This window comes from Spirabiliibacterium falconis (assembly GCF_014885015.1).
Classification (GTDB): Bacteria; Pseudomonadota; Gammaproteobacteria; order Enterobacterales; family Pasteurellaceae; genus Spirabiliibacterium; species Spirabiliibacterium falconis.
This window is the reverse complement of the sequence record NZ_JABMIJ010000006.1, coordinates 66651-92515: the sequence shown is the minus strand read 5'-3', so window position 1 is coordinate 92515 and position 25865 is coordinate 66651. Positions and strand designations below refer to the sequence as shown.

26 protein-coding genes and 2 pseudogenes are annotated in these 25865 nt (G+C 42.8%); 5 read left to right on the top strand and 23 right to left on the bottom strand.

From position 1 onward, the window contains the following. The first annotated feature begins 65 nt into the window (after nucleotides 1-65). Nucleotides 66-452, top strand: a complete 387-nt coding sequence (cueR, locus tag HPC40_RS03045) for a Cu(I)-responsive transcriptional regulator (protein ID WP_208118016.1) — start codon at nucleotides 66-68, stop codon at nucleotides 450-452. 26 nt (nucleotides 453-478) lie between these two features. On the opposite strand, the gene HPC40_RS03040 is transcribed toward cueR, so the two are convergent. The 11 genes from HPC40_RS03040 to HPC40_RS02990 form a co-directional block, all read right to left on the bottom strand. Then, complete coding sequence (locus tag HPC40_RS03040; protein ID WP_208118015.1) at nucleotides 479-907, bottom strand: ClpXP protease specificity-enhancing factor; 429 nt, start codon at nucleotides 905-907, stop codon at nucleotides 479-481. A 2-nt stretch (nucleotides 908-909) separates the two neighbouring features. Next, on the bottom strand, nucleotides 910-1542 hold the full coding sequence (locus HPC40_RS03035) for a glutathione binding-like protein (RefSeq protein ID WP_208118014.1): 633 nt from the start codon (nucleotides 1540-1542) through the stop codon (nucleotides 910-912). A 203-nt stretch (nucleotides 1543-1745) separates the two neighbouring features. After that, nucleotides 1746-2558, bottom strand: a complete 813-nt coding sequence (locus HPC40_RS03030; protein ID WP_208118013.1) for a hypothetical protein — start codon at nucleotides 2556-2558, stop codon at nucleotides 1746-1748. A 176-nt stretch (nucleotides 2559-2734) separates the two neighbouring features. Continuing rightward, nucleotides 2735-3559 carry a 2,3,4,5-tetrahydropyridine-2,6-dicarboxylate N-succinyltransferase gene (gene dapD / locus HPC40_RS03025; RefSeq protein ID WP_208118012.1) on the bottom strand — a complete coding sequence of 275 codons (825 nt, stop codon included), beginning with the start codon at nucleotides 3557-3559 and terminating at the stop codon, nucleotides 2735-2737. A gap of 30 nt (nucleotides 3560-3589) precedes the next feature. After that, the gene (locus HPC40_RS03020; RefSeq protein WP_208118011.1) at nucleotides 3590-4207 is read right to left on the bottom strand and encodes a YfgM family protein; all 618 of its coding nucleotides are present in this window, start codon (nucleotides 4205-4207) and stop codon (nucleotides 3590-3592) included. Nucleotides 4208-4210: 3 nt separating this feature from the next. Further along, entirely contained in the window at nucleotides 4211-5494 is a 1284-nt protein-coding gene (gene hisS, locus HPC40_RS03015) for a histidine--tRNA ligase (protein WP_208118010.1), read from the bottom strand. Nucleotides 5495-5506: 12 nt separating this feature from the next. Then, a complete protein-coding gene (ispG, locus tag HPC40_RS03010; RefSeq protein ID WP_208118297.1) occupies nucleotides 5507-6622 on the bottom strand; it encodes a flavodoxin-dependent (E)-4-hydroxy-3-methylbut-2-enyl-diphosphate synthase in 1116 nt (371 codons plus the stop codon). Nucleotides 6623-6633: 11 nt separating this feature from the next. Next, complete coding sequence (locus HPC40_RS03005; RefSeq protein WP_208118009.1) at nucleotides 6634-7668, bottom strand: RodZ domain-containing protein; 1035 nt, start codon at nucleotides 7666-7668, stop codon at nucleotides 6634-6636. A 101-nt stretch (nucleotides 7669-7769) separates the two neighbouring features. Next, nucleotides 7770-8300, bottom strand: coding sequence for a tetratricopeptide repeat protein (locus HPC40_RS03000; RefSeq protein WP_208118008.1), 531 nt, complete (start codon nucleotides 8298-8300; stop codon nucleotides 7770-7772). A gap of 16 nt (nucleotides 8301-8316) precedes the next feature. Beyond that, nucleotides 8317-9453, bottom strand: coding sequence for a bifunctional tRNA (adenosine(37)-C2)-methyltransferase TrmG/ribosomal RNA large subunit methyltransferase RlmN (locus HPC40_RS02995; protein ID WP_408021818.1), 1137 nt, complete (start codon nucleotides 9451-9453; stop codon nucleotides 8317-8319). Nucleotides 9454-9635: 182 nt separating this feature from the next. Continuing rightward, entirely contained in the window at nucleotides 9636-10439 is an 804-nt protein-coding gene (locus HPC40_RS02990; protein ID WP_208118006.1) for a gluconate 5-dehydrogenase, read from the bottom strand. A 257-nt stretch (nucleotides 10440-10696) separates the two neighbouring features. On the opposite strand from HPC40_RS02990, the gene HPC40_RS02985 reads away from it, so the two are divergent. Then, complete coding sequence (locus HPC40_RS02985) at nucleotides 10697-11998, top strand: L-cysteine desulfidase family protein (RefSeq protein ID WP_208118005.1); 1302 nt, start codon at nucleotides 10697-10699, stop codon at nucleotides 11996-11998. 38 nt (nucleotides 11999-12036) lie between these two features. On the opposite strand, the gene raiA is transcribed toward HPC40_RS02985, so the two are convergent. The 6 genes from raiA to pntA all read right to left on the bottom strand — a co-directional run bounded on the left by raiA (nucleotide 12037) and on the right by pntA (nucleotide 16644). After that, the gene (gene raiA / locus HPC40_RS02980) at nucleotides 12037-12357 is read right to left on the bottom strand and encodes a ribosome-associated translation inhibitor RaiA (protein ID WP_208118004.1); all 321 of its coding nucleotides are present in this window, start codon (nucleotides 12355-12357) and stop codon (nucleotides 12037-12039) included. Nucleotides 12358-12559: 202 nt separating this feature from the next. Then, nucleotides 12560-12820, bottom strand: a complete 261-nt coding sequence (locus tag HPC40_RS02975; RefSeq protein ID WP_208118003.1) for a GNAT family N-acetyltransferase — start codon at nucleotides 12818-12820, stop codon at nucleotides 12560-12562. Nucleotides 12821-12829: 9 nt separating this feature from the next. Then, a complete protein-coding gene (yacG, locus tag HPC40_RS02970) occupies nucleotides 12830-13045 on the bottom strand; it encodes a DNA gyrase inhibitor YacG (RefSeq protein WP_208118002.1) in 216 nt (71 codons plus the stop codon). After that, complete coding sequence (gene coaE, locus HPC40_RS02965) at nucleotides 13026-13676, bottom strand: dephospho-CoA kinase (protein WP_208118001.1); 651 nt, start codon at nucleotides 13674-13676, stop codon at nucleotides 13026-13028. Before coaE ends, yacG begins: the two co-directional genes overlap by 20 nt. Nucleotides 13677-13730: 54 nt before the next feature. After that, on the bottom strand, nucleotides 13731-15101 hold the full coding sequence (gene pntB, locus HPC40_RS02960; protein ID WP_208118000.1) for a Re/Si-specific NAD(P)(+) transhydrogenase subunit beta: 1371 nt from the start codon (nucleotides 15099-15101) through the stop codon (nucleotides 13731-13733). Between the two features lie 10 nt (nucleotides 15102-15111). Continuing rightward, nucleotides 15112-16644: a Re/Si-specific NAD(P)(+) transhydrogenase subunit alpha gene (pntA, locus tag HPC40_RS02955; RefSeq protein ID WP_208117999.1), complete on the bottom strand. Its 1533-nt coding sequence runs from the start codon at nucleotides 16642-16644 to the stop codon at nucleotides 15112-15114. A gap of 230 nt (nucleotides 16645-16874) precedes the next feature. Here pntA and sfsA point away from each other — a divergent pair, with 230 nt between their 5' ends. The 3 genes from sfsA (at nucleotide 16875) to HPC40_RS02940 (ending at nucleotide 19337) form a co-directional block, all read left to right on the top strand. Further along, nucleotides 16875-17618, top strand: coding sequence for a DNA/RNA nuclease SfsA (gene sfsA / locus HPC40_RS02950; protein ID WP_208117998.1), 744 nt, complete (start codon nucleotides 16875-16877; stop codon nucleotides 17616-17618). Between the two features lie 224 nt (nucleotides 17619-17842). Next, a complete protein-coding gene (tyrS, locus tag HPC40_RS02945; RefSeq protein ID WP_208117997.1) occupies nucleotides 17843-19030 on the top strand; it encodes a tyrosine--tRNA ligase in 1188 nt (395 codons plus the stop codon). A 133-nt stretch (nucleotides 19031-19163) separates the two neighbouring features. Continuing rightward, the gene (locus tag HPC40_RS02940) at nucleotides 19164-19337 is read left to right on the top strand and encodes a glycine zipper 2TM domain-containing protein (protein WP_328805301.1); all 174 of its coding nucleotides are present in this window, start codon (nucleotides 19164-19166) and stop codon (nucleotides 19335-19337) included. Between the two features lie 35 nt (nucleotides 19338-19372). Here HPC40_RS02940 and HPC40_RS09485 read toward each other — a convergent pair. The 6 genes and pseudogenes from HPC40_RS09485 to fabB all read right to left on the bottom strand — a co-directional run. Further along, a pseudogene (locus HPC40_RS09485) lies at nucleotides 19373-20143 on the bottom strand (AAA family ATPase); the annotation flags it as partial. Between the two features lie 77 nt (nucleotides 20144-20220). After that, nucleotides 20221-20713 (bottom strand): annotated as a pseudogene (locus HPC40_RS09480) (AAA family ATPase); the annotation flags it as partial. A 13-nt stretch (nucleotides 20714-20726) separates the two neighbouring features. After that, nucleotides 20727-21338 (bottom strand): outer membrane lipoprotein chaperone LolA, encoded by a 612-nt coding sequence (gene lolA, locus HPC40_RS02930; RefSeq protein ID WP_208117994.1) that lies wholly within the window; start codon nucleotides 21336-21338, stop codon nucleotides 20727-20729. 56 nt (nucleotides 21339-21394) lie between these two features. Further along, complete coding sequence (locus HPC40_RS02925; RefSeq protein ID WP_208117993.1) at nucleotides 21395-24046, bottom strand: DNA translocase FtsK; 2652 nt, start codon at nucleotides 24044-24046, stop codon at nucleotides 21395-21397. A 3-nt stretch (nucleotides 24047-24049) separates the two neighbouring features. Then, complete coding sequence (lrp, locus tag HPC40_RS02920) at nucleotides 24050-24547, bottom strand: leucine-responsive transcriptional regulator Lrp (RefSeq protein ID WP_208117992.1); 498 nt, start codon at nucleotides 24545-24547, stop codon at nucleotides 24050-24052. A gap of 99 nt (nucleotides 24548-24646) precedes the next feature. Next, the gene (gene fabB, locus HPC40_RS02915) at nucleotides 24647-25864 is read right to left on the bottom strand and encodes a beta-ketoacyl-ACP synthase I (RefSeq protein WP_208117991.1); all 1218 of its coding nucleotides are present in this window, start codon (nucleotides 25862-25864) and stop codon (nucleotides 24647-24649) included. Between the last annotated feature and the right edge of the window lies 1 nt (nucleotide 25865).

Sequence of the window (25865 nt, the reverse complement as noted above, 5' to 3'; positions counted from 1 at the left end):
TCCTTGCTTGTCTTTTTTGATGTGTAATAGAATAAACGTTCCCCTTACTGGAAGGTCAAGCATTTATGCAGATTAATCACATTGCACAACTGACAGGTTTAAGCCCAAAAACCATTCGTTTTTATGAAGAAAAAAATATCATCTCACCGCCTGCACGCAACGTAAACGGTTATCGACAATACAACGCGCAACATGTCTCCCAGCTATGTTTTCTTAAGCGGACACGCGAAGCAGGCTTTAGCCTACAAGAATCAAAAGAATTATTGCTACTATGGCAAGACCCACAGCGAAAAAGCTGTGAAGTGAAAGCAAAAACACTGGAAAAAATCGCATTTATTGATGAACAAATATCGCACCTGAATGCGATCAAATCACAATTACAAAAATTGGCAGATATTTGCCCAGATGATGAGCAAAGTCACTGCCCAATTATTGATTCATTTTCAAAATAAAACCGCACTTTACTGTGCGGTTTCACTTATTTAATAATTTTCAAATGACTGGCATCGGCTTTTCGCTTGGTCTTTGGCGGATCGACAGCTTCAGTAAAATCCTTTGGCTGCTCCGTTAAATGGCTTACATCCGTTTGGTAAGCTTCTTCATCTTCAAACAATACGCCATCGCCATTTTCTCTCGCATAAATAGCTATTGCCGCACCGAGTGGCACAACAATATTCTGAGGGACACCACGAAAACGTGCGGTAAATTGAATTGTTTCATTACCTAATTGCAAATTACCACATGCAGCTGGCGCAATATTGAGTACAATCTGCCCATCACGCACAAAATCTTGTGGCACTTTGGTGTTGGGATACAACGCATTGACCACTAAATAGGGCGTAAGATCGTTATCTAAAAACCAATCATAGTAAGCTCTGAGTAAATAAGGACGTTTTGCGCTACTCATGATTATTTCTCAACAATTTTGACAGGACCCGCTTTGATTGAGGCGGCAAAACTTGGGCGAGAAAATACGCGCTCCATATAGCCTTTAATGGCTTTGCTGCCTGCACCAGTAAATTTAATACCTTCTTCTTGTAAGCGATACAAAATCGGGGCAATATAACAATCGACAAGGCTGAATACATCACTTAAAAAGAATGGCTTTTGAGAAAAAATAGGACCAAAAGAGAGAATTTCGTCACGCAATTGCGTTAATATAGCTTTCTTTTCCGCTTCATCTTGACACTTTTCTGCCTGCTCAATAATACTAAACCAATCTTGCTCAATGCGATGCATCATTAAACGTGATTTCGCCCGATCAACGGGATAAACTGGCATCAATGGTGGGTGTGGAAAACGCTCATCGAGGTATTCTAAAATAATACGTGGTTTATACAACACCAAATCGCGATCAACTAATGTGGGTAAGTCCCCATTAGTCCCTAATTCAAGAAAATCTTCATTCAAACTGTCTGGCGTGATTAATTCTTTCTCGTGAGGCACTTCTTTTTCAGCGAGTACCATTTTAACTTGATGAGAACCTAAGTTTGAGTCTCCATAAAAAAGGGTAATAATTGAACGTTTATTTGCTGCTATCATTCTTACTTATTCTCCGCACCTCAGTGCTTATTCAATGTTTTAAACTATTAAAAAGAAAGGAACTTAGTTACAGAGTGCAATTATACCACAACTGATATGCCATTTTGTAAAAAATAATAACATCTAAATTTAGCTTATTGATTTTAAAATAAAAAAACCTTTATCTCATAAGATAAAGGTTTTATACAATGAAAAAGAAACAATTATTTGTTAGTTTCAGCTACGCCATCAAGCATTTTTTTCGCTTCATCCGCTTTTTGTGAAACAGCATCAGCAACATCTTTTGCACTATCTTTAATTTCTTGTGCTGCTGCATCTGCCTGTGCTTTTACTTCAGCGCCTTTTCCAGCAGCTTCTTGTTGCACTTCTGCAGCCTTGCTTGCTGCTTCTGCTTTCACATCAGCTGCGGCTTCTTTTGCCTCAGCCACTTTATTCGCTACAGATTCTTTAGCATCCGCAACTTTTTCAGCTGAAGCATCTTTCACTTCATTCACTTTATCCAATGCTTCTTGTTTTGCTTCAGACGCTGCTTCTTTGGCATCAACTGCTTTATCAGCAACCGCTTCTTTGGCATCAGCAACTTTATCAGCAACTGCAGATTTCGCTTCTTCAACTTTAGCAACTGCACTGTCTTTAGCCTGTGCCGCTGCTTCTTTTGCTTCAACTGCTTTATCTGCTGCCGCATCTTTTGCGTCAAGTGCCGCTTGCTTAACTTCTTCTACTTTATGCGCTACTGCATCTTTAGTTTCTTCAATTTTATTATTTACAGCGTCTTTCACTTCATCTGTTTTTGCAGCAACAGCCTCTTTAACTTCTGTTGCTTTTTCTGCAACTGCATCTTTTGCTTCAGTCGCTTTTTCTGCTACAGCATCTTTCGCCTCAGTTGCTTTTTCAACAACAGTATCTTTAGCTTGAGCAACGCTATCTTTCACATCCTGTACTTGTTTATCATCACAGCCTGTTACAGCAAGTACGGTTGCACCAAGTAATACCGTTGTTAATAGTAACTTTTTCATTCGAAACTCCTAGTTTGTTTATTGTAAGTCTTGTGTAATAAAAACATATTTATTTACACTAACAGAGGAATTCTAATACTTTCCTCTGTTACTTCAACCATTATTTGTTGTTTTTGTTTAAAATGCAATCAAAAGAATGTAAATTTTTACTTTAACCGTCTAACTTTGCACAAAAACTAATCTATGGTTCTAAGCAATTCATTAATGCCAACTTTACCGCGCGTTTTTGCATCGACTTTTTTAACGATAACAGCAGCATATAAACTGTATTTACCGCACTTTGAAGGCAAGCTACCCGAAACAACAACCGAGCCTGCTGGTACTCTTCCATAATGAATTTCCCCTGTTTCGCGATCATAGATTTTAGTGCTTTGTCCAATAAATACACCCATAGAAATGACAGAACCCTCTTCAACGATGACACCTTCAACAATTTCAGAACGTGCCCCAATGAAACAATTATCTTCGATAATCGTAGGATTTGCTTGTAATGGCTCAAGTACGCCTCCAATACCAACGCCACCTGATAAATGCACGTTTTTACCAATTTGTGCGCAAGAACCAACCGTTGCCCATGTATCAACCATTGTACCTTCATCAACATATGCACCAATATTGACATATGATGGCATCAATACCGTATTACGAGCAATAAAAGCACCTTGGCGAACAGCCGCTGGAGGCACAACACGGAAACCTTCACGCTCAAAACGCGCTTGATCATAGTCTGCAAATTTCATAGGAACTTTATCAAAATAGTTCGTTTCGCCGCCAGCGACAAGTGTATTATCGTTAATACGGAACGAAAGCAATACCGCTTTTTTCAGCCACTGGTTAACAATCCATTGCCCATTCACTTTTTCCGCTACACGACGTTTACCCGAATCTAAATCAGCGATAACCTGTGACACCGCCTCTTTTAATTGCGCATCCGCTGTTTTAGGTGAAATCTCTGCACGACGCTCAAATGCCGTTTCAATAATATGTTGTAAATCAGACATGCTAATTCCTTTTATTGTTTATGTTATGTATCAAAGAGTATTTAAACGTAATTGAATCAAATCTTTATCAAGTTGATCCAAATTTGGCGTTTTTAAGGCTTCCGTAAAGGCTGTTTTTGCTTTTTCTTTATCATCTAGACCAAGATAAGCCTCGCCTAACAGACGCTGTTTAATGCCTTTATACGCCGGATCTCCCACACTATTAAGTGCGGTAATCGCTTGATCATATTTTTTCACTTGCAACAAGACTGTTGCCAAGCGAAGTGTTGCACTGGCTTTCAGCTGACTGTCTTTTGCCATTTGCTGTGCTTGTGTCAAATATTGCTCAGCTTGTGCTAATTGATCGCTATCAACCGCACTTTTCGCTTGCTCAAACAGTGCAAATACAGCATAACTTGAGCCTTCGTGTTCTTTCACAAATTGAGTCAGCAACCCCGCATTATTTTTTGGATCAGCTTGATATGCGTTAAAGACTTGCTCGTACTCATTTGATGCCTGCAAGCGGCTATTCAACTGATAATTCTGCCAATAACGCCAACCTAAAACACCCGCAAAAACTAAAATTAAACTGGTGATAATGACTTTGCTATTTTCTTTCCACCAACTTTTTAACTCTTCAACTTGTTGCTCTTCTGTAATATATGACACGCCTTACTCCTTATTTACATGCTCTGCAAAATAGCGGCTCACTTGCGCAATCGGCAAAGTGAATTGTTCAATATCCTGTTTTAAGGGTTTGATCGCCACCTGCTGCTGTTTGGCTTCATCGTCCCCGATCACAATGGCATAACAGGCATTAATTTTATCTGCTCGTTTAAATTGTTTCTTGAAAGCACCTGAACTGCAATGCAGCATCACTTTCAGATGCGGTACATCACAGCGTAACTGTTCGCTAAGATTAAATGCAACTTTACGTGCCTCGTCACCACTATGAATCACATACACATCAACCGCACTTTCGATATTTAACTGCTGATTTACCTCTTGCACTAACAACACGAGACGTTCAACGCCCATCGCAAATCCAATGCCACACGTCGCATGTCCACCAAGCTGTTCTACTAACGTATCATAACGCCCACCACCACACACCGTGCCTTGAGCACCAAGTGCGGTCGTTACCCATTCAAACACGGTTTTATTATAATAATCTAACCCACGCACCAATTTTGGGTTGATTTCGTAGGCAATTCCCATTTCATCTAAAATCTGGCAGAGCTGTTGGAAGTGTGCCTTATCTTCCTCGCTTAAATAATCCTGCAAACTTGGCGCATCATTTAAAATCGCCTGAACTTGGGCATTTTTACTGTCTAAAATACGCAGTGGGTTGGTCGTTAAACGGCGTTTGCAATCCTCATCAAGCACATCAATATGTTGCTGTAAATACGCAACCAATGCTTGACGATATACAGCGCGAGATTGTGCAGAACCAATAGAATTCAGCTGCAAGCTCACATGCTCTGCAATCCCCAACTCTCGCCATAAACGCGCTGTTAATAAAATCAATTCCGCATCAATTTCTGCATTCGCAATACCGAACACCTCGACTCCAATTTGATGAAACTGGCGATAACGACCTTTTTGTGGACGCTCATAGCGAAACATTGGCCCCATATACCATAGTCGTTGCTCTTGATTATATAATAAGCCATGCTCAATGCCTGCTCGAACACAACCTGCTGTCCCCTCTGGACGCAACGTCAGACTTTCGTTGTCACGATCATCAAAGGTAAACATTTCTTTCTCAACTACATCGGTCACTTCACCGATGGCACGTTTAAACAACGGGGTAGATTCCACAATGGGCATCCGAATTTCACTGTAGCCATACTGTGCCAGTACACCACGCACTGTTTTTTCCAGCCATTGCCAAACTGGCGTTTGGTTAGGCAAACAATCATTCATTCCACGAATGGCTTTAATTACTTTTGCCACAATTTTTCCTTATTATTTTTCAACTATATCAATGCGTAAGCGAGAATCTTTAACCGCAACTTGAGCACGAATGCGTGCCTCCAACTGATCGATTAAATCGTCATTATCAAACCGCTCTTTTTGGCGTACACCGTCTAAATAAAAACCGCTCTTTTTATTTCCACCCGTTACGCCCAAGTCTGATACTAATGCCTCGCCAGGTCCATTAACAACACAACCAATGATAGAAACATCCATAGCGGTGGTAATATCTTCAAGCCGTTGTTCAAGGGCATTCACGGTGCCAATAACATCAAATTCTTGCCGTGAGCAAGTTGGACACGCAATAAAATTAATTCCTCGTGAACGAATACGTAGCGATTTTAAAATATCAAAGCCCACTTTAATTTCTTCAACGGGATCCGCTGCAAGCGAAACTCGTAGGGTATCCCCAATGCCTTCAGCCAATAGCATGCCTAGCCCAACCGCACTTTTAACCGCACCAGCACGCACTCCACCTGCTTCGGTAATACCTAAGTGTAAAGGCTGGTCAATTTGTGCTGCCAATAAACGATAGGCTTCAACCGCTAAGAACACATCGGAAGCCTTCACACTCACTTTGAACTGATCAAAATCGAATTTATTTAAAATATCCACATGACGCAACGCTGATTCTAACAGGGCTTGCGGCGTTGGCTCTCCGTATTTTTCTTGCAAATCCCTTTCTAGCGATCCTGCATTCACACCAATGCGAATAGGAATATTCTTATCTTTAGCGCAATCCACGACTGCACGAATGCGCTCTTCACGCCCAATATTACCTGGGTTAATACGCAAGCAATCCACACCGTACTCCGCCACCTTTAAGGCGATGCGATAATCAAAATGAATATCCGCAACCAATGGCACACTCGCTTGCTGCTTAATCAATTTAAACGCCTCTGCGGCCTCCATCGTCGGCACCGATACCCGCACAATATCAGCTCCCACTTTTTCAAGCTGTTTAATTTGTGCAACCGTTGCTGCCACATCCGTGGTTCGCGTATTTGTCATCGATTGCACTGAAATTGGCGCGTCGCCGCCGACTGGCACATTGCCGACATAAATTTGTTTGGACACCCTACGTTTTATTGGAGATTGAATTTGCATCATAGTCTAAATCAGTTTTTTGGTAGTTTTAAGCGTGCAACACGCCCATCAATTTTCAGTGGAACTTCTTCACCTCGGAATGTAATTTTTACATTCTGTGGTGCGCCAATCACCAGAGCATAAGTTTCACTGCTATCGAAATTAAGAACTTCGCCCCGCTTATATTCTTTTTGCGCAAGCACTTTTCGATTGTCATCTTTCACGCTTAGCCAACAGCTACTTCCCGTAACTTCAATACGCAAACTTTTTTCACTTGCTATGGCATTATCTGCATTTTCGGTTGTATTTTGTGCATTTTCGGCTGTATTATTGAGTTTTTCCATGGCATTACTCAACACTTCACCAGAGGTTACACCTTGTACACTCAGATCATCTGATCGTACAACCGCACTTTCACGCTGCTCACCTGCTGTTACAGTTGGCTCGGCAATGCCTTTGTCTGCCGACATAGTCAGTTCATCAAGTGGGGCTGGCTCATTACTGTCATTATTCGGCTCAGCTTGCGCTGTTATTACCGCATTTTTATCAGTTTCATTTTGTGACATATCCACTGTTGAAAGTGCGGTTTCGGTTGATTCATTTTTATTTAAAAAATTTTCCACCAAACTTTCACGCTCACTCTGTGATTGTTGGTAATAATTTTGCCACCACCAATAACCGGTCATACCGAGCATGATTAACACGATAAGCCAAGTGAGACGACCAACCCAACTAGAATAAGACGAGTAATGATTCACTTTGTGGTTATTTCGCAAATTTTTTTGTAAATCATTTTCAACAGGAACGCCAAAAGTGATGTGGGCATTTTTCCACTGCGCTTCAGGAATTTTGAGAAATTTGGCATAATTTTGTACATAGCCACGCATAAACGTTGGTGGGTAATTCGCCACAATAAATTCATCATTTTCAAGATGATGAATCACAGCCGTTTTAAGATGCGTTTGCTGCACGACATCTTCAATAGTCAAGCCTAATGCTTCACGACGCTGACGAAATTGTTGCCCTAGCGTGAGGCTTGGTTGATTTAATGGTTGCTCGTTGTCCATACGCTTATCCAGTAATTAATATCAAACGAAGAGTTTAAATTTCTGGGGTGCGATTTGCAACAATTAATCATCACTATTGCACGATTTCTGTGCTTTTTACATTACAATTGTGTCGATAATTGCCGAGCGCGCTCAGGATTGAGTTTTTTCAGTTTTTCCAGAGCTTGCTGCTGGCGAGGCAAATCATGGGCTAAATTAGCACAAAGTGCGGTATTTTCTAACGTTTGCGCTGCCTTATAATACTCTTTTTGTGCGAGTGCTTTATCAAACATCGCAAATGCCTGTGAAAAATATGCCTGTTGGCATAAAAATGCACCGTAGTTGTTATAAATATCCCCTTGCGTTGGATCTTTTTCCATCGCTTGCTGATAAAAGTGTTCAGCTTGTTCCACGTTTCCCGTTTGTTGATAATAGTGGGCTGACAGCAAGTACGGCAGATAATAATCGGGATCAACCTCATGGGCTTTATCAATATTTTGTTTAGCTGCGTCATATTGGTGTTGTTGCATATAACCTAGTGCCACTTGCGCACGAGCATACGCTTTAGCTTGGTTATTGCCTTGCTCCAATTGAGTCGCACAGCCCACCAACAATAGACTTGTACATAAAAAACCTAACCGATAAAACCGCACTTTTACTCCTTTTTTCTCATTGTGAAATAACGTCTATTCCTTTACCAAACGCCTTTTTGTTCATTGTACGCTTCGTTCTGTCAATCACATCACCCGCTAGCTGCCCGCATGCTGCATCAATATCATCACCGCGCGTTTTACGCACAATAACCGTTAAACCATATTCCATCAATACTTTTTGAAAACGGTCGATACGCGTGTTTGAACTCTTGGTGTATGGTGCTTGCGGGAACGGATTCCAAGGTATGAGATTAATTTTACAAGGTGTTGTTGCCAATAATTTAGCCAATTGATGGGCATGCTCCGTGCTATCATTCACCTGATTTAACATGACATACTCAATGGTTACTTTGCCATGATTGGCTTTTGATTGCTTAAGATAACGTTGCACAGAATCCATTAACATTGCAATATTGTATTTTTTATTTAAAGGGACAATTTCATCACGCAACGTATCATTCGGTGCATGTAATGAAATCGCAAGTGCAACATCAATCATTTCAGGTAAACGATCCAGTGCCGGCACTACTCCCGAGGTTGAAAGCGTTACTCGTCTTTTAGATAACCCATACCCAAAATCATCGAGCATAATTTCCATCGCAGGCACTACATTTGCCACGTTGAGTAGTGGCTCTCCCATCCCCATCATGACCACATTAGTAATTGGGCGTACACCTGTTTTGCCATGATTTCCAATAATTTGTGATGCTCGCCACACTTGTCCTATAATTTCAGCGACGGTAAGATTTCGATTAAAACCCTGCTGCGCAGTTGAGCAAAACGTACATTCCAATGCACAACCCACTTGAGAGGATACACATAACGTAGCTCGGTCTTCTTCAGGAATATATACCGTTTCCACCTGCTGACTGCCCACTTGCATCGCCCATTTAATGGTTCCGTCACTAGAACGCTGCTCTGTGGCAACTTCTGGTGCAACAATTTCGGCAACAGTTTTAAGTTTTTCACGCAACACTTTGTTAATATTTGTCATATTATCAAAATTATCTTCACCAAAGTGGTAAATCCATTTCATTAACTGATCTGCACGAAAAGGTTTTTCGCCCAATTCTTGCAAAAATTGACGCAATTGTTGGCGATTTAAATTCAATAAATTGGTGCGTGTTGTCATTGTTGCCTCGTTGTCACACATTACGGCTTAACCGTTGGATTAAATAAACGCGCAATTCTACTCACTCAGTGGGAATTAATCTAGTCTTTTTCACATAAAAAAGCGACCGCACTTTGCTTTTTTTGGAAGAGGGATCGCAAAATTTGAGTATATACGAAAAAACCCAACATCACTGTTGGGTTTTTAATAATTATATCAACGTATTAAGGTTGTTTACCGATATACGCTAAGATACCACCATCAACATATAAGATGTGACCATTAATAAAGTTTGACGCATCTGATGATAAGAACACAGCCGCACCCGCTAAATCTTCAGGCGTTCCCCAGCGAGCAGCTGGTGTTTTCGCAATGATGAATTGATCAAATGGGTGGCGAGAACCATCTGCTTGTCTTTCACGCAATGGTGCAGTTTGTGGTGTCGCAATATAGCCAGGACCGATACCATTACATTGAATATTCGCTTCACCAAATTCTGAACAGATGTTTTTGGTCAACATTTTTAATCCACCTTTGGCAGAAGCATACCCTACGACTGTTTCACGCCCAAGTTCACTCATCATTGAACAAATATTAATGATTTTACCATGCCCTTTTTTGATCATCGAAGGCAATACGGCTTTAGACATGATAAATGGACCTGTTAGGTCAATATCAATAATTTTACGGTAATCCGCAGCGGTAGTTTCCAACATTGGAATACGCTGAATAATACCTGCGTTATTTACCAAAATATCAATCACGCCTACTTCTTTTTCAATTTTTTCAATATTTTCTTTAACCGCACTTTCATTGGTTACATCAAAAAGATAACCATGGGCCTCGATGCCAGCCTCTTTATACGCTGCCAGACCTTTCTTTAAGTTTTCTTCATTGACATCATTGAAAACGATTTTTGCACCCGCTTGACTTAGCGCACTCGCAATAGCAAAACCGATACCATATGATGCGCCAGTGACTAACGCAATTTTTCCTTTCAATGAGAATTGTTCTAAAATATTTGACATAGTTGCTCCTTTATGCCTTTATTAAGGCTATTTTATGATAAATACCATTTAGTTAAACTGAATTTTAGCATTATTAAACCACAATTTTAAATTTTTTCATAGCAAAGAATGAACATAGAACGTGATTGATTTCACATTTCTTATGAAAGAGTGGCCATTTTAGCACTAGTTAATGATGTTAACGACTAGCTTATGATTAAAAATGGCAGAAATTTACGCTAAAATAACGCCCACATTGAGCTGACAACAACGATAATATGCAAAATCAAACATTAGAAGATAAGCTAATTCAAATAGTACGTGATGATGTCGTACCCGCTTTAGGCTGTACCGAACCCATTTCCCTTGCGCTTGCTTGTGCCATTGCAAAACAACATTTAGGGCGCAATCCAGAGCGCATTATGGCAAAAGTATCGCCAAATTTAATGAAAAATGGGTTAGGCGTTGCCGTGCCTGGTACAGGTATGGTTGGACTCCCTATTGCTGCCGCTATCGGTGCCATTGGTGGAAATCCTCAGGCGGGGCTTGAAGTGCTCGCCAACATCACCACTGAGCAAATTGCACAAGCTAAAGCTATGCTTTCGGCTTCACTCGTAGAAGTTGGCATTTTTGAAACAGAGCATATTTTATACTCTGAAGCAACGCTCTATGCAGGTCATGATCAGGTTCGTGTTTGTATTCAAGATCACCACACACATGTGATTTTAATTGAGAAAAATGGCAAGACCATTTACTGCGATCCAACCCCAAAAAACTGTACTGCTGATAACCAATACCAAATTTTCACCCACTGCAAAGCACAAACCATATATGACGTAGCGTTGTCTGCACCACTGGAAAAAATCACCTTTATTTTGCAGGCTGCTAAGCTCAATACCGCACTTTCAGATGAAGGCTTGCGTGAAAATTACGGTTTGCATATTGGGCGAACGCTACAAAAACACGTTGGTAGTGGTTTAATGTCTGACGATTTATTAAGCCGCATTATTATTCGCACCACAGCAGCCTCGGATGCACGTATGGGCGGTGCTAGTTTGCCTGCGATGAGTAATTCAGGTTCAGGTAATCAAGGTATTGCGGCGACAATGCCTGTTGTCGTCGTGGCACAATATTTAGATATAGACGACGAAAAACTCACCCGTGCCCTCTTTTTATCTCATTTAATGGCCATTTTTATCCATAGCAAATTGCCAAAACTGTCCGCACTTTGTGCGGTGACGACCGCCTCAATGGGCAGTTGCGCTGGCATTGCGTGGCTATTAACAGGCAAATTTGAAACTGTCAGCATGAGTATTTGTTCCATGATTGGCGATATTAGTGGCATTATCTGCGATGGTGCTGCAAATAGCTGTGCGATGAAAGTGTCCACCAGCGTATCTAGCGGCTACAAAGCGGTACTCATGGCAATGGATAACACGCATGTTACAGGCAATGAAGGGATTGTCGAATTTGATATTGATGCCTCGATCAATAATCTTTGTGCCATTGCCTCACGCAGTATGCTGCACACCGATAAACAGGTAATTGAGATCATGAGCAATAAACCAAAAAACAGATAAAGTGCGGTCAAAAAAGCCAGCTTTCGCTGGCTTTGATGTTATTCAAAAGAGTCTTTTAATCGCTCAGCATTACGCCGTGCTTCGTCTTTATGTTGCAGTTTATTAAGCTGTCGCTCAAGTTTTTCTTCTAATTGATTAATACATTTATACATATCTTCATTTTCAGCACTGGCAAACAAATCACCATACGGCGTGCCAATAGTCGCTTCTGCACTAAAACCTTTCGGAATTTTGTTAAGAATAAAGTGCGGATTGATTAACTGAGTTTGCCATTTTTCCAATTTGGCCACACGATCTTCAATATGGGTACGAATTGCGGGGGTGATGTCCATTTGTTTACTTGTAATCTTCACGATCATAGTACCTACCTCTCGACTTGTGTGATAAAAACCCTTAGGATTAGTATTAACATAGTATCCCTTAATGAAAATTTCAAGGGCATTTATCTATTCTACCGACGTAGATCACAAAACACTAAAATAATCTGTTATAACGCGTTTTTCCATTGGTTTAACTCAAGTAAGTTGCTATGATAACAAATTGTGAGTCAACCGCACTTTGTTATTTTCGGCGGGCTAATTTTGTTGCCACATAAGAACAACTCGCCTCAAGCCGATAACCTTTTTGTTCAACAAAATGCAGCAATGCCTGATAAAGTTTATCCGCCACCCCTTGCCCACGCAAACTCGGCGAAACAAAGGTATGATTAGCATCAATAATGTCATTATTAATTTTGCGATACGTCAGCTCAGCAATACGCTCTCCGTCTTGCTCGATGAAAAACGCACCACCGTGCGTGCTGTGTATTTGTAGAATTTCCATCGTGTTTCCTTAATGCGTCCAATCACTGCCATATTCACTTACAGAGACATCTTCGGCAAAATCCGCACTGCCTGCGCTAATGGCTTTTTCTTCATTTGCCCACTCGCCTAAGTCAATCAACTGGCAACGTTTCGAACAAAATGGACGATAAGGGCTATTCTCGCTCCACTCCACCTGCTTTTTGCAAATGGGGCATGGGACACTGTCAAATTCGGTGTTTTTCATATTTTTTCTTCGCTTGTGCTACATAAAATTGGTGTAAATGTTTCACCTGCTCGGTGATCGCCGCTTGGCTTTTCTGCCATGATTTATCATTGTTAATCACATCATCGGCTTTTGTCAAACGGCTATTTCGGTCAATTTGTGCAGCGATAATCTTCTCAATCTGCGTACGCTTATTGCTATCGCGGCGCATCGCGCGCTCAATTTGCGTCTCAACACTGACGTCAACCACCAAAGTGCGGTCACAAAATTGATCCAGCTGATTTTCAAACAATAAAGGTACCACCCATAATGCATAAGGCGCGTGTACATTATTAAGGTCTGCCCACATTTTTTCACGAATCAACGGATGCAATAATGCATTCAGCCATTGAGTTTCAGTTTTATCATTAAACACCCGTGCACGCAGTGCTGCACGATTCAACGAGCCATCGGCATTCAACACCGCTTGCCCAAAGTGCTCAGCTATCTGCAAAAGTGCGGTCGAGCCTCTCTCCACCACTTGCCGCGCCACGATATCCGCATCAATCACGGGTACACCAAGATCAGCAAACAAATCCGCTATCGTACTCTTACCACTGCCGATTCCGCCAGTAAGACCGACTATATAGGGTTTTAATACTTCAGTATTCATACATTATCTGATTAAAAAAGCCGCTCAATAGCGGCTTTTGTTGTGGTTAAATGATTACAACGCTTTCAAGATATTATCCACACTCTCTTTGGCATCACCAAACAACATTTGGGTGTTGTCTTTGAAGAACAGTGGATTTTGTACACCTGCATAACCTGTGTTCATTGAGCGTTTGAACACGATAACATTTTGTGCTTTCCACACTTCTAAGACTGGCATACCTGCAATTGGGCTATTTGGATCGTCAAGTGCGGCTGGGTTCACGGTATCGTTAGCACCGATGACCAGTACGGTATCCGTATCAGCGAAATCGTCGTTGATTTCGTCCATTTCTAACACAATGTCATACGGTACTTTCGCTTCCGCCAATAGCACATTCATATGCCCTGGCAAACGCCCTGCCACTGGGTGGATACCAAAGCGCACGTTCACGCCTGCATCACGCAATTTTTGTGTAATTTCTGCAACGGGATATTGTGCTTGTGCTACCGCCATACCATAGCCTGGGGTGATGATCACAGAGCTTGAGTTACGCAGCATTTCCGCCACCTCTTCCGCACTGATTTCACGATGTTCGCCTTGCTCTTCACTTCCTGAGGCTTGTACATCGTTACCAAAGCCACCGGCAATCACGCTGATAAAAGAGCGGTTCATCGCTTTACACATAATGTAAGAAAGGATCGCACCGCTTGACCCCACTAACGCACCTGTGACGATAAGAAGGTCATTGTTGAGCATAAAGCCCGCTGCGGCCGCTGCCCAGCCTGAGTATGAGTTAAGCATGGATACCACAACTGGCATATCTGCCCCACCGATGGAAGCCACCAAGTGCCAACCGAAAGCCAGTGCAATAATAGTCATCAAAATCAATGGGAAGAGACTTGCATCCCCAACAAAGCCTATCATTAATAAGACCGATACAACAATCGCAGCTAAATTTAATTTATGGCGATGTGGTAACATCAGAGCTTTTGAATTAATGATGCCACGCAATTTTCCAAAGGCAACGATGGATCCCGTGAACGTTACCGCTCCGATGAAAATACCTAAAAAGACTTCCACATCGTGGATATTTTGCATAATCGGGTCAAGCGTTGGATGCTCTAAATAACTATTGAATCCGACTAACACGGCAGCTAAGCCCACGAAGCTATGCAAAATAGCGACCAGTTCTGGCATTTCAGTCATTTCAACTTTTAAGGCTTGGCGAATACCGAGCACTGCACCGATTGCCATCGCAATAATAATCCAAATATGCCCTTCTGTGTGCGGACCAAAAATAGTGGCAATAAGCGCAATTGTCATCCCGACAATACCAAACCAGCAACCTGCTTTGGCACTTTCATGCTTCGACAATCCTGCCAAACTCATAATAAACAGTAATGCGGCGACAATATATGACGCTTGAACAAAACCTACTGACATGGCAGACTCCTTACCCTTTTCTAAACATAGCTAACATTCGTTGGGTTACTTTAAACCCACCGAAAATATTGATACTTGCCACTAACACAGCGATAAATGCTAAGAAAGTAACAACGCCATTACCTTGCCCAATTTGTAGCAAAGCACCAACAATAATGATCCCTGAAATTGCATTAGTCACCGCCATTAATGGTGTATGCAACGCATGGCTAACATTCCATACCACGTAATAGCCCACTACACAAGCAAGCACAAATACGGTAAAGTGCGATAAAAAGGCACTCGGTGCAACAGATGCCAGCCATAAAAATAATACTGCCACAGCCGCCATAATGCCGTATTTGATTTTTGGATCGGCTTTTTTCGGTGCCTCTTTTTCCACTTTTACTGCCGCTTGTGGTTTTTGCGGTTGTGCAGACACTTTAATTGGTGGCGCAGGCCAAGTGATTTCGCCTTCACGCACTACTGTCACACCACGCAAGATCACATCATCAAAATCAATGTTGATATTGCCGTCTTTTTCTTTGCATAGCAATTTCAATAAATTGACTAAGTTAGTGCCATAAAGCTGTGAAGATTGCGTTGGCAAGCGGCTCGGTAAATCGGTGTAACCGATAATTTTCACTTGATTGTCGGTGGTAACCACTTCGCCAGCTTTCGTGAGCTCACAGTTTCCGCCCGTCGCTGCGGCAAGATCCACAATGACACTTCCTGGTTTCATGCTGTCAACCATCTCTTTGGTCACCAAACGTGGTGCAGGTTTGCCAGGGATAAGTGCGGTCGTGATGATAATATCCACTTCTTTAGCCTGCTCGGCATAAAGTGCCAACGCACGGCGATTGAACTCTTCTGACATCACTTTGGCATAGCCATCACCACTGCCGCCTTCTTCTTGGTAATCAATCTCCAAGAAAGACGCTCCCATGCTCTCGACTTGCTCTTTCACTTCAGGACGAGAGTCAAACGCGCGCACAATGGCACCCAAGCTATTCGCAGCACCAATCGCCGCAAGCCCCGCAACCCCTGCACCAATAACCAAGACTTTTGCTGGTGGCACTTTCCCTGCGGCGGTGATTTGGCCAGTGAAAAAGCTGCCAAATTCGTGGGCGGCTTCTACCACAGCACGATAACCTGCGATATTCGCCATAGAGCTTAAGGCATCAAGGGCTTGCGCGCGAGAAATCCGCGGCACAGCGTCCATTGCCAGCACATTAATATTCTTTTCTGCTAATTTTTTTAATAATGCTTCATTTTGCGCAGGCCAAATAAAGCTCACTAATGTTGCACCTTCTTTGATCAACGCAATTTCATCATCGCTCGGTGCATTCACTTTAAAAATAATATCACTTTGCCAAACCGCACTTTGATCAACAATCGCTGCGCCTTCTGCGGCATACATTTCATCTTCAAAGCTGGCGTTAAAGCCTGCATTATGTTCAATTGCCACCTCAAACCCGAGCTTTTTCATCTGCACGACGGTTTTCGGTGTGGCTGCCACGCGGCTTTCATTATCCAACCGCTCTTTAGGTACACCAATTCGCATTGTCTTTATCCTTTTCTTGGAATTACTCTTCGGATATGTGACATATCCACCCTAATCACGCCGACTTGCTTATCTTTTCGGCGTTATGACATCACTGCAATACACAGAAAATTCGTTAGTAACTTTATCATTTTTTAACTGACATTTGGCTAAATTTTTTCAAAAAAATCGCCATAGATCTCACTTCAGGTTAAAATAACTACTCAACCGCACTTTTACTGAGGAATACGATGCTTTTACCCCCCTTGCAATCTGCCACACTGCTACGCCGCTATAAGCGTTTTTTAGCTGATGTGCAACTGCCCGATGGCACACAATTAACCTTGCATTGTCCGAACACAGGTGCCATGACAGGCTGTGCTGACGAAGGCGATCGTGTATGGTTTTCCACCTCCGATAATGCAAAACGAAAGTATCCCCACACTTGGGAACTCACAGAGAAGCCCAATGGCGAGATGATTTGCGTCAATACAACACGGGCTAATACACTGGTGCACGAAGCCCTGCAAAGTGCGATGTTATCTGAGCTTGCACACTACACGCATATTCAACCTGAAGTGAAATACGGGCAAGAAAACAGCCGCATTGATTTTTTGTTACAGCAGAAAACGCAACCTGATTGCTATGTGGAAGTCAAATCGGTCACGTTACTTAGCACAGCGCAAAGTGCGGTCAATGCACTAATGGGAGCGGGCTTATTTCCTGATACACAAACCATCCGTGGGCAAAAACATTTGCGAGAACTGATGGCAATTCAACGCCAGGGTGCTCGTGCTGCGATTGTGTATGCCGCACTGCACTCGGGCATTACCCAATTTTTCGCCAAGCAAACCATTGATACAAAATACGCACAACTGCTCTATGCAGCTCATCAAGCAGGGGTTGAGATCTATTGCCTAAAAGCCGAGTTTGAACGTCAAAGTGCGGTTCCACATAGCATAACACTCACCCACACGTTGCCAATTATTTGGTAAAGTGTAAAAAAATGTAATTTCGGTTTTAAATTTAAATGATAATCATTATTATTAATTTCGCTAGATAACGATAAGATAAAAAATAATCACTCCAACACTTATGCCTCTTCCCCACAAAGAGGCTTTTTTTTGCCTATTTTCCATCCAAATGATGAGAAAGGCTTTATCTTTGACGATTTATCCCTATAATATTTTTCATTTGAAATAAAATAAGAGCAAAAAATATGACGGAGTTAAACACGGTGCTTGCCGAACTAAAACGCGGCGTTGAAGAAATTTTATCTGAGGCGGATTTGATTGAAAAACTGAAAGAAAATCGCCCACTAAAAATCAAATTAGGTGCAGATCCAACCGCCCCAGACATCCATCTTGGACATACGGTCGTTTTAAATAAATTACGTCAATTTCAACAACTTGGGCATGAAATTTATTTTTTAATTGGCGATTTTACGGGCATGGTGGGTGATCCTACTGGCAAAAGCACCACTCGCCCTCCGCTCACACGGGAAGATGTGTTACGCAATGCAGAAACCTACAAAGAGCAAATTTTCAAAATTCTTGACCCTGCAAAAACCAAAGTGGTATTCAACTCACACTGGCTGGCGGAACTTGGCACCGAAGGGATGATTCGTCTTGCTTCAAGTTACACCGTAGCACGTATGCTTGAACGTGATGACTTCAAAAAACGTTTTTCTAATCAACAACCTATCGCAATCCATGAATTTATCTATCCGCTGTTGCAAGGCTATGACTCCGTCGCCCTTGAAGCGGATGTGGAACTGGGGGGAACAGACCAAAAATTCAACCTGCTTGTGGGGCGTGAACTACAGAAATCCGCTGGGCACAAGCCACAAGTGGCGATCACATTACCCCTGTTAGAAGGATTGGACGGCGAGAAAAAAATGTCTAAATCGCTGGGCAATTACATTGGCGTAAGTGAAGCCCCCGATGAGATGTTCGGCAAAGTGATGTCAATTTCCGATACGTTAATGTGGCGTTGGTATGACTTGCTCTCTTTCCGCCCATTACAAGAGATCGCGGAACTCAAAAGTGCGGTTGAAAACGGCAAAAATCCACGCGATGTGAAAGTGCTACTCGCCAAAGAGATTGTTGCGCGCTTTCACGACGAAGCTGCCGCCACTCAAGCGGAACAAAACTTTATCAACCGCTTCCAAAAAGGTGCAATGCCTGATGAAATGCCTGAATTCACCTTTGAAGGTGAACTACCACTAGCAAATTTATTAAAAGATGCTGGTCTAGTCGAGTCCACTTCCGAGGCAATTCGTATGGTAAAACAAGGTGGCGTGAAAATTGATGGTAAAAAAGTTGATGATAGCAAACTTATCATCAGCACCTCGACGGCGATTTATCAAGTGGGCAAACGCCGCTTTGCCAAAGTCATTGTGAAATAAAATAACCACGAGAAAACCGCACATTCATGTGCGGTTTTTTTCGCCTATTTGCTTTTTTATTACGAGTTGTGTAGGATTGGATTAACACAAAAAAGGAGGCTCTATGAAAAAAAGCATATTAAAAACAATAACTATGGTTGCTGCATTTGTATTTTTAACAGCCTGTTCTAACATGAACCAGCAACAAAAAAATACCGCTGTAGGTGCCGCAATCGGTGGCGTAGCTGGCAATGTCATTGGGAATAGCACAGGTGCAACGCTCGGCGGTGCCGCTCTTGGCGGTGTCATTGGTAGCCAAGTGAAGTAATTATCAACGGAAAAACCGCACTTTAACGTGCGGTTTTATTTTGAGTAGCGTTTTATTTCGCTGTTATGATCGAGGGATTTGAGCCAATCCAGCTTTTGCTTGATTTTAGCTTCCATACCGCGTTCCGTTGGAAAGTAATATTGTGTATCTGCCAACTCGGGTGGGAAATAGTTTTCGCCTGCGGCATAGGCATTTTCTTCATGATGCGCATAGCGGTATTCTGCCCCAAAACCCAGTTCTTTCATCAATTTGGTTGGCGCATTGCGTAAATGTTCAGGCACATCAAAATCAGGGTTATCTATGGCGTACTGTTTTGCTGCATTAAATGCGGTATGCACAGCATTACTCTTCGGTGCGACCGCAAGATAGACTATTGCTTGTGCAATCGCACGCTCCCCTTCATATGCACCGACACGCGTAAAGCAATCCCACGCAGCAAGTGCTACCTGCATTGCCCGCGGATCCGCATTGCCCACATCCTCTGATGCGATCGCAAGTAGGCGACGTGCAACATAAAGCGGATCACCGCCTGCTGTGATAATGCGGGCATACCAATAAAGTGCGGCATCGGGCGCAGAACCTCGCACAGATTTATGCAATGCAGAAATGAGATCATAATAGCGATCCCCTTGCTTATCAAAGCGTGCTTGACGTTCACCGAGTACATCGCTCAATAACTGGACCGTCAACGGTGTTGCGCCATTACACTCATCTGCCATATCCAACATTAATTCTAAACAATTAAGTGCAAGACGAGCATCCCCATTAACGTAGTCTGCCAGCATCCCAAGTAGATTTTCGTCTAATGCAATACTCCGCCTTCCATAACCGCACTTTTCATCGGCGAGAGCGTGTTCAAGTATATGAATAATGGCTTGACGATCTAATCCCTTCAGGCGATACACACGTGCACGGGATAAAATCGCACTATTAAGCTCAAATGACGGGTTTTCAGTTGTTGCTCCAATAAAGATGATGGTGCCATCTTCAATATAAGGTAAAAAAGCGTCTTGCTGGCTTTTATTAAAGCGGTGAACCTCATCAACAAATAAAATCGTGCGTTTATCATAAGTGTGGTTTTGTTGTGCTTTTTCAATTGCAGCACGAATCTCTTTCACACCTGATGTAACAGCCGAAATACGCTCCACTTCCGCATTAATGCGTTGCGCCATAATCTCTGCCAACGTGGTTTTACCTGTACCTGGCGGTCCCCACAAAATCATAGAGTGAATATGCCCCGCCTCAATAGCTCGACGTAAGGGTTTTCCTTGGGCAAGTAAATGTTCTTGCCCATAGTAATGATCTAGCGTTTCAGGGCGCATTCTCGCCGCTAATGGGCGAAAATCAGAAGCAAAATCAAACGTTAAATTACTCATCACCGCACTTAGGTTAGCGTTGATCGTCTAACTCAACTCCTTTTGGTACTTTAAAACTAAATACACTCGCCTCAATCGGTAAGTTATTGATATTTCGTAATTGATACAAATTTGTCTGCCCATCTTGCTCAATGGTGCTGAAATTTTTTAATAATCCATTACTATCAATACGAATTTGGAATTGTTTGATATTGCTATTTTTCGCTTTCGGTACCAATGTAAAATTATCCCCCTGTTGGCTGACTTGGTACTGCTGCCATTTTGCTGGGTCATTAGTGGTCAGCAAAATAAAAGGCGTATTCACAATGGCATCAGCTGCTTTTTTCGCAGTAACCTGTTGCACAAAAGGATCGTAGTACCATAGCGTTTTTCCATCTGCCACGATCTGCGTTTCTTGTGGTGTTTTGGTGTCTAAACGGAACAAATTTGGGCGTTTGACTTGAAATTTGCCGCTACCTTCTTGCACCAATTTTCCTTGTGCCGTGCTGACACGTTGGGTGAAATCGGCTTTATACGATGACACTTGTGATAGGCGTTGTTGTAAATCCCCTGCGGCATCTGCCAATGCGGTGCTTGAAATCGCACCAATAGCCAACATTAACACGGCTTTGTTGAATAATCTCATAACTGTCCTCTCGTTAAATGCGTACCCTTTAGACCGCACTTTGGCTTTTAAGTTTCTTATGTTTCATGACGTGGGGCTAAAATTTCACGTTTCCCGTTAGAGGGGGCAGAAACAATCCCCTGCGCTTCCATTTGATCCACAATCCGCGCAGCACGGTTAAAACCAAGCTTGAAATTCCGCTGAATGGATGAGATTGAAATGGTACCTGTGTTCAGCACAAATTCCACTACACTATCAAACAGTTCATCAAGCTCTTCATCACTGCCACCGACCGCACTTTGTGTTTCCTCATCTTCTTGTGAAACCGTAATCTCATCAAGATATTGCGGTTTTCCGCGTGCTCGCCAGTCATCTGCCACATTTTGCACATCGCTGTCGGTCATAAATGCGCCGTGAATCCGCACCAGCTCCGATGTGCCTGGCCCTGCGTAAAGCATATCCCCACGTCCTAACAAGGCTTCTGCACCGCCACAATCTAAGATGGTACGAGAGTCGATTTTACTCGCCACTGTAAAGGCTATCCGACTTGGGACGTTGGCTTTAATCAGACCTGTAATCACATCAACGGATGGGCGTTGGGTTGCTAAAATTAAGTGAATACCTACCGCACGGGCTTTTTGTGCCAAGCGTGCAATCTGCTCTTCCACCTGTTTGCCCGCCACCATCATCAAATCAGCAAACTCATCAACCACCACCACAATATAACTCATTTTTTCTAATGGCGGTGGTGCGCTGTCCATGCTATCACGCGGCTTCCAAATTGGATTTGGAATTGGCATTTGCATCTGTTCAGCTTGTTTAATTTTGTCATTAAAGCCTTCGATATTCCGCACATACAGCGCAGAAAGAAGTTGATAGCGTCGCTCCATTTCGTCCACACACCAACGCAGTGCATTCGCCGCTTTTTTCATATCCGTTACAACCGGGGTTAATAAGTGCGGTATATCTTGATAAATGGAAAGCTCCACCACTTTCGGGTCAATCATAATCATTCGCACGTCTTCTGGCTTGCGTTTATACAGTAGGCTTAAAATCATGCTGTTCACACCAACTGATTTACCCGACCCCGTGGCACCTGCCACCAGCAAGTGCGGCATTTTCGCCAAATCTACCACCACAGGCTCGCCGCTAATGTCTTTGCCCAGTGCCATAGGCAAAATAGCGTTACTTTCTCTAAATTGTGTGCTATCAAACACCTCTCTTAAGCCTACGGTTTGACGGTGTTTATTTGGTGTTTCAATTCCGATATATGGCTTGCCTGGAATGACCTCGGCAATACGAATTGCAGGGAACATCAAGGCGCGTGCTAAGTCACTGTCTAAGCCTGACACTTTAGCCGCTTTCACACCTGGCTCAAGCTCAATTTCATAGCGCGTAACCACAGGCCCAACCAGTACGTCTTTCACTTGCGCTTTCACGCGGAAATTCGCCAACTGCTGCTCAATGCGTGCGGAGGTGGCGTGAATATCACTTTTATCAACGGATAAATTTTGTACTTTAGTCGGCTCAAGCAAATCCAATGTTGGCAATGCAGTGCTTGGTTTGGCTTTTTTGCTTGGCATGGAATTTTGCAATAACGGATGGATTAGCGTGCCGTGCGCCGCATAATCTTTATATTGTGGCGGCTGTAAGGCTTGCTCATGGGCTTGAATTTTCGCCAATTCAGCTTCTGCACCTATGGCTTTAGCTCGTTCACGCAACTCTTGCGCTTTTTGTTGTTCTTGCTCAGCAAACGCTTTAGCAAGATCGGCGGTGGTTGGGTCAAATAGCTCATCTTCAACCGCACTTTGTGCTATTTCATCTGGTAAATCCAGATCAAATAGATCGTTTTTCACATCAGGTTCTACCACATTTTGCGCAATTTCGCTCATTGGACGAATAGAGGGTGGCATCGATACCGTCGGTAACACGATCTCTTCTGCGGTAACCTCCTCTTGTGAAAAATCTATCACATCCGGTTTTTGCACAATAGGCGTTTGTGTAATAGGCGGTAACGGTGTGAGTTCAACCGCACTTTGTGTCGTAGTGCAATCGTGATCCTCTCTATCCTGCACATTTTCTTCGGGAGTATTTATCATGATAGGTTCAGATGGCATAAATAGCGGGTCAAGCTCACGTTCAGGTGTTTTTTCATCATCGTATTTTGCTGTGAGCCAATGATAACCGCTCACCAACAACATCACCAATGACATTCCTGCACTCAAGATAAACCCAACCACTGCGACACAAAATGCCAACATAAAGGTGCCAAACATGCCTAAACTTGGGTAAAGAGTCTTGACTAAAACAGCACCTAATACGCCACCGGCAAGGTGAATTTCACTGTTCGAGAACAGTAACGCGGAAAGTGCGGTTAAGCCACACATTAATAGTGCAAACCCCAACATTCGCACCGCTATTCGGCTTTTACTGAAATTATTTTTCCAGCGATTACGTAGCAATAATATAGCTGAAATAACGAATACAAACGGAAGAAAATTCGCCAATGTGCCAAATAAGGCAAATAGAATATCAATGCACAACGCACCAAAATGACCGGCTTTATTCAATGTATCTTGCTGCGGGCTCGCGACAGTCCATGCGTTATCGAATGCACTATAACTTGACCACGCAATAATTAAATAAACACCAAACAGTACGCAGAGTCCTAAAATGAGTTCGACAACATAATGCTTTGCACTGTATGACGGTTTGAATCCTTGAATCATAATCTACTCTGCTTTTGCCTTTGCTTTAATTTGAATCAGATTACTTTTTTTCACTTCTTCCATGACCACATAGGTGCGAGTATCATTCACCCCAGGTAGACGCAGAAGCGTTGTACCGAGTAGTTGACGATAAGCCGCCATATCGGGTACGCGTGTTTTTAGGAGATAATCAAAATCACCCGATACAAGAAAACATTCTTGGATCTCATCTAATTTTTGAACAGCTTGATTAAATTCTTCAAACACGTCTGGCTTGCCACGCACGAGGGTAATTTCCACGATCACCAATAGCGGTGAATCCAGCAAATCGGGATTGAGCAGTGCACGATACCCCATAATAATGCCTTGCTTCTCTAAGCGACGTACGCGTTCTAGGCACGGCGTTGGTGAAAGCCCAACTTTTTTCGAGAGGTCAATATTCGAAATTTTGCCATTTTGCTGTAACTCTTGCAAAATTTTAATGTCGGTGGCATCTAACGCTTTATTATTTTTCTTAGACATAGTATTTCCCATCACAAAAGTGCGGTATCAGTTTACTTGATTTTTGTTCCATTTAAAACAAAAAGCCCGCACATTGGCGGGCAAATCTATTAAAAAAACTTACTCAAACCGTTTAAACACTAACGTTGCATTCGTGCCGCCGAATCCAAAACTATTCGACATTACCGTATTCAGTTTTACGCCTGTTTTAGGCTCAGTGATAATGTTCATTCCCTGAGCTTTCTCATCTAGGGTGTTGATATTAATACTTGGTGCAATAAAATCATGATTGAGCATAAGCAAGGAATAAATTGCCTCATGCACACCAGCGGCACCCAGCGCATGCCCCGTCATGGCTTTGGTCGCAGAAATCGCTGGCGTATTTTCCCCAAAAAGCTCACGCACGGCTTCGAGCTCTTTCACATCGCCCACTGGGGTTGATGTACCATGTACATTTAAATAATCCACAGGCGTATCTAAATTTGCCATCGCCTGACGCATACAACGTACAGCCCCCTCACCGCTTGGCGCAACCATATCATAACCATCTGATGATGCGCCATAGCCAACAATTTCTGCATAAATTGTAGCACCACGAGCGAGTGCATGCTCAAGCTCTTCTACCACAACAATACCGCCGCCACCAGAAATAACAAATCCATCACGATCGGCATCATAGGTTCGTGAAGCAAGCTCTGGCGTATCGTTATATTTTGTTGACAATGCCCCCATTGCATCAAACTCGCACGCGCATTCCCAAGCTAACTCTTCTGCGCCACCTGCAAACACCACATCTTGTTTGCCAAGTTGGATCAATTCAACCGCATGACCTATACAGTGCGCTGATGTCGCACACGCTGAGCTAATAGAATAATTCACACCTTTAATTTTAAATGGGGTTGCAAGGCATGCTGAAACACTGGATGCCATGGTTTTCGTCACTGCGTAAGGTCCTATTGCTTTAACACCCCGTGGTCCGCGCATAGCATCGGCGGCAACAATTTGATTGTGTGGCGATCCTGCCCCTGCCCCGACGACAAGTCCAGTTCGCTCATTGGATACTTGTGCTTCATTTAGACCCGCGCTATTAATCGCTTCTTGCATAGAAAGGTAAGCATATGCTGCCGCATCTCCCATAAAGCGCATAATTTTACGGTCAATCAGATCTTTTGGCTCAATTTTTAACGTACCGGCGATTTGGCTACGCATACCAATTTCGGCGAATTCTGGCATCGCACGAATACCTGATCTGCCCTGTTGAAGAGAATCAAGCACCTCTTGTGCATTATTGCCAATGCTCGAAATAATGCCAAAACCTGTAATCACTGCTCTTTTCATG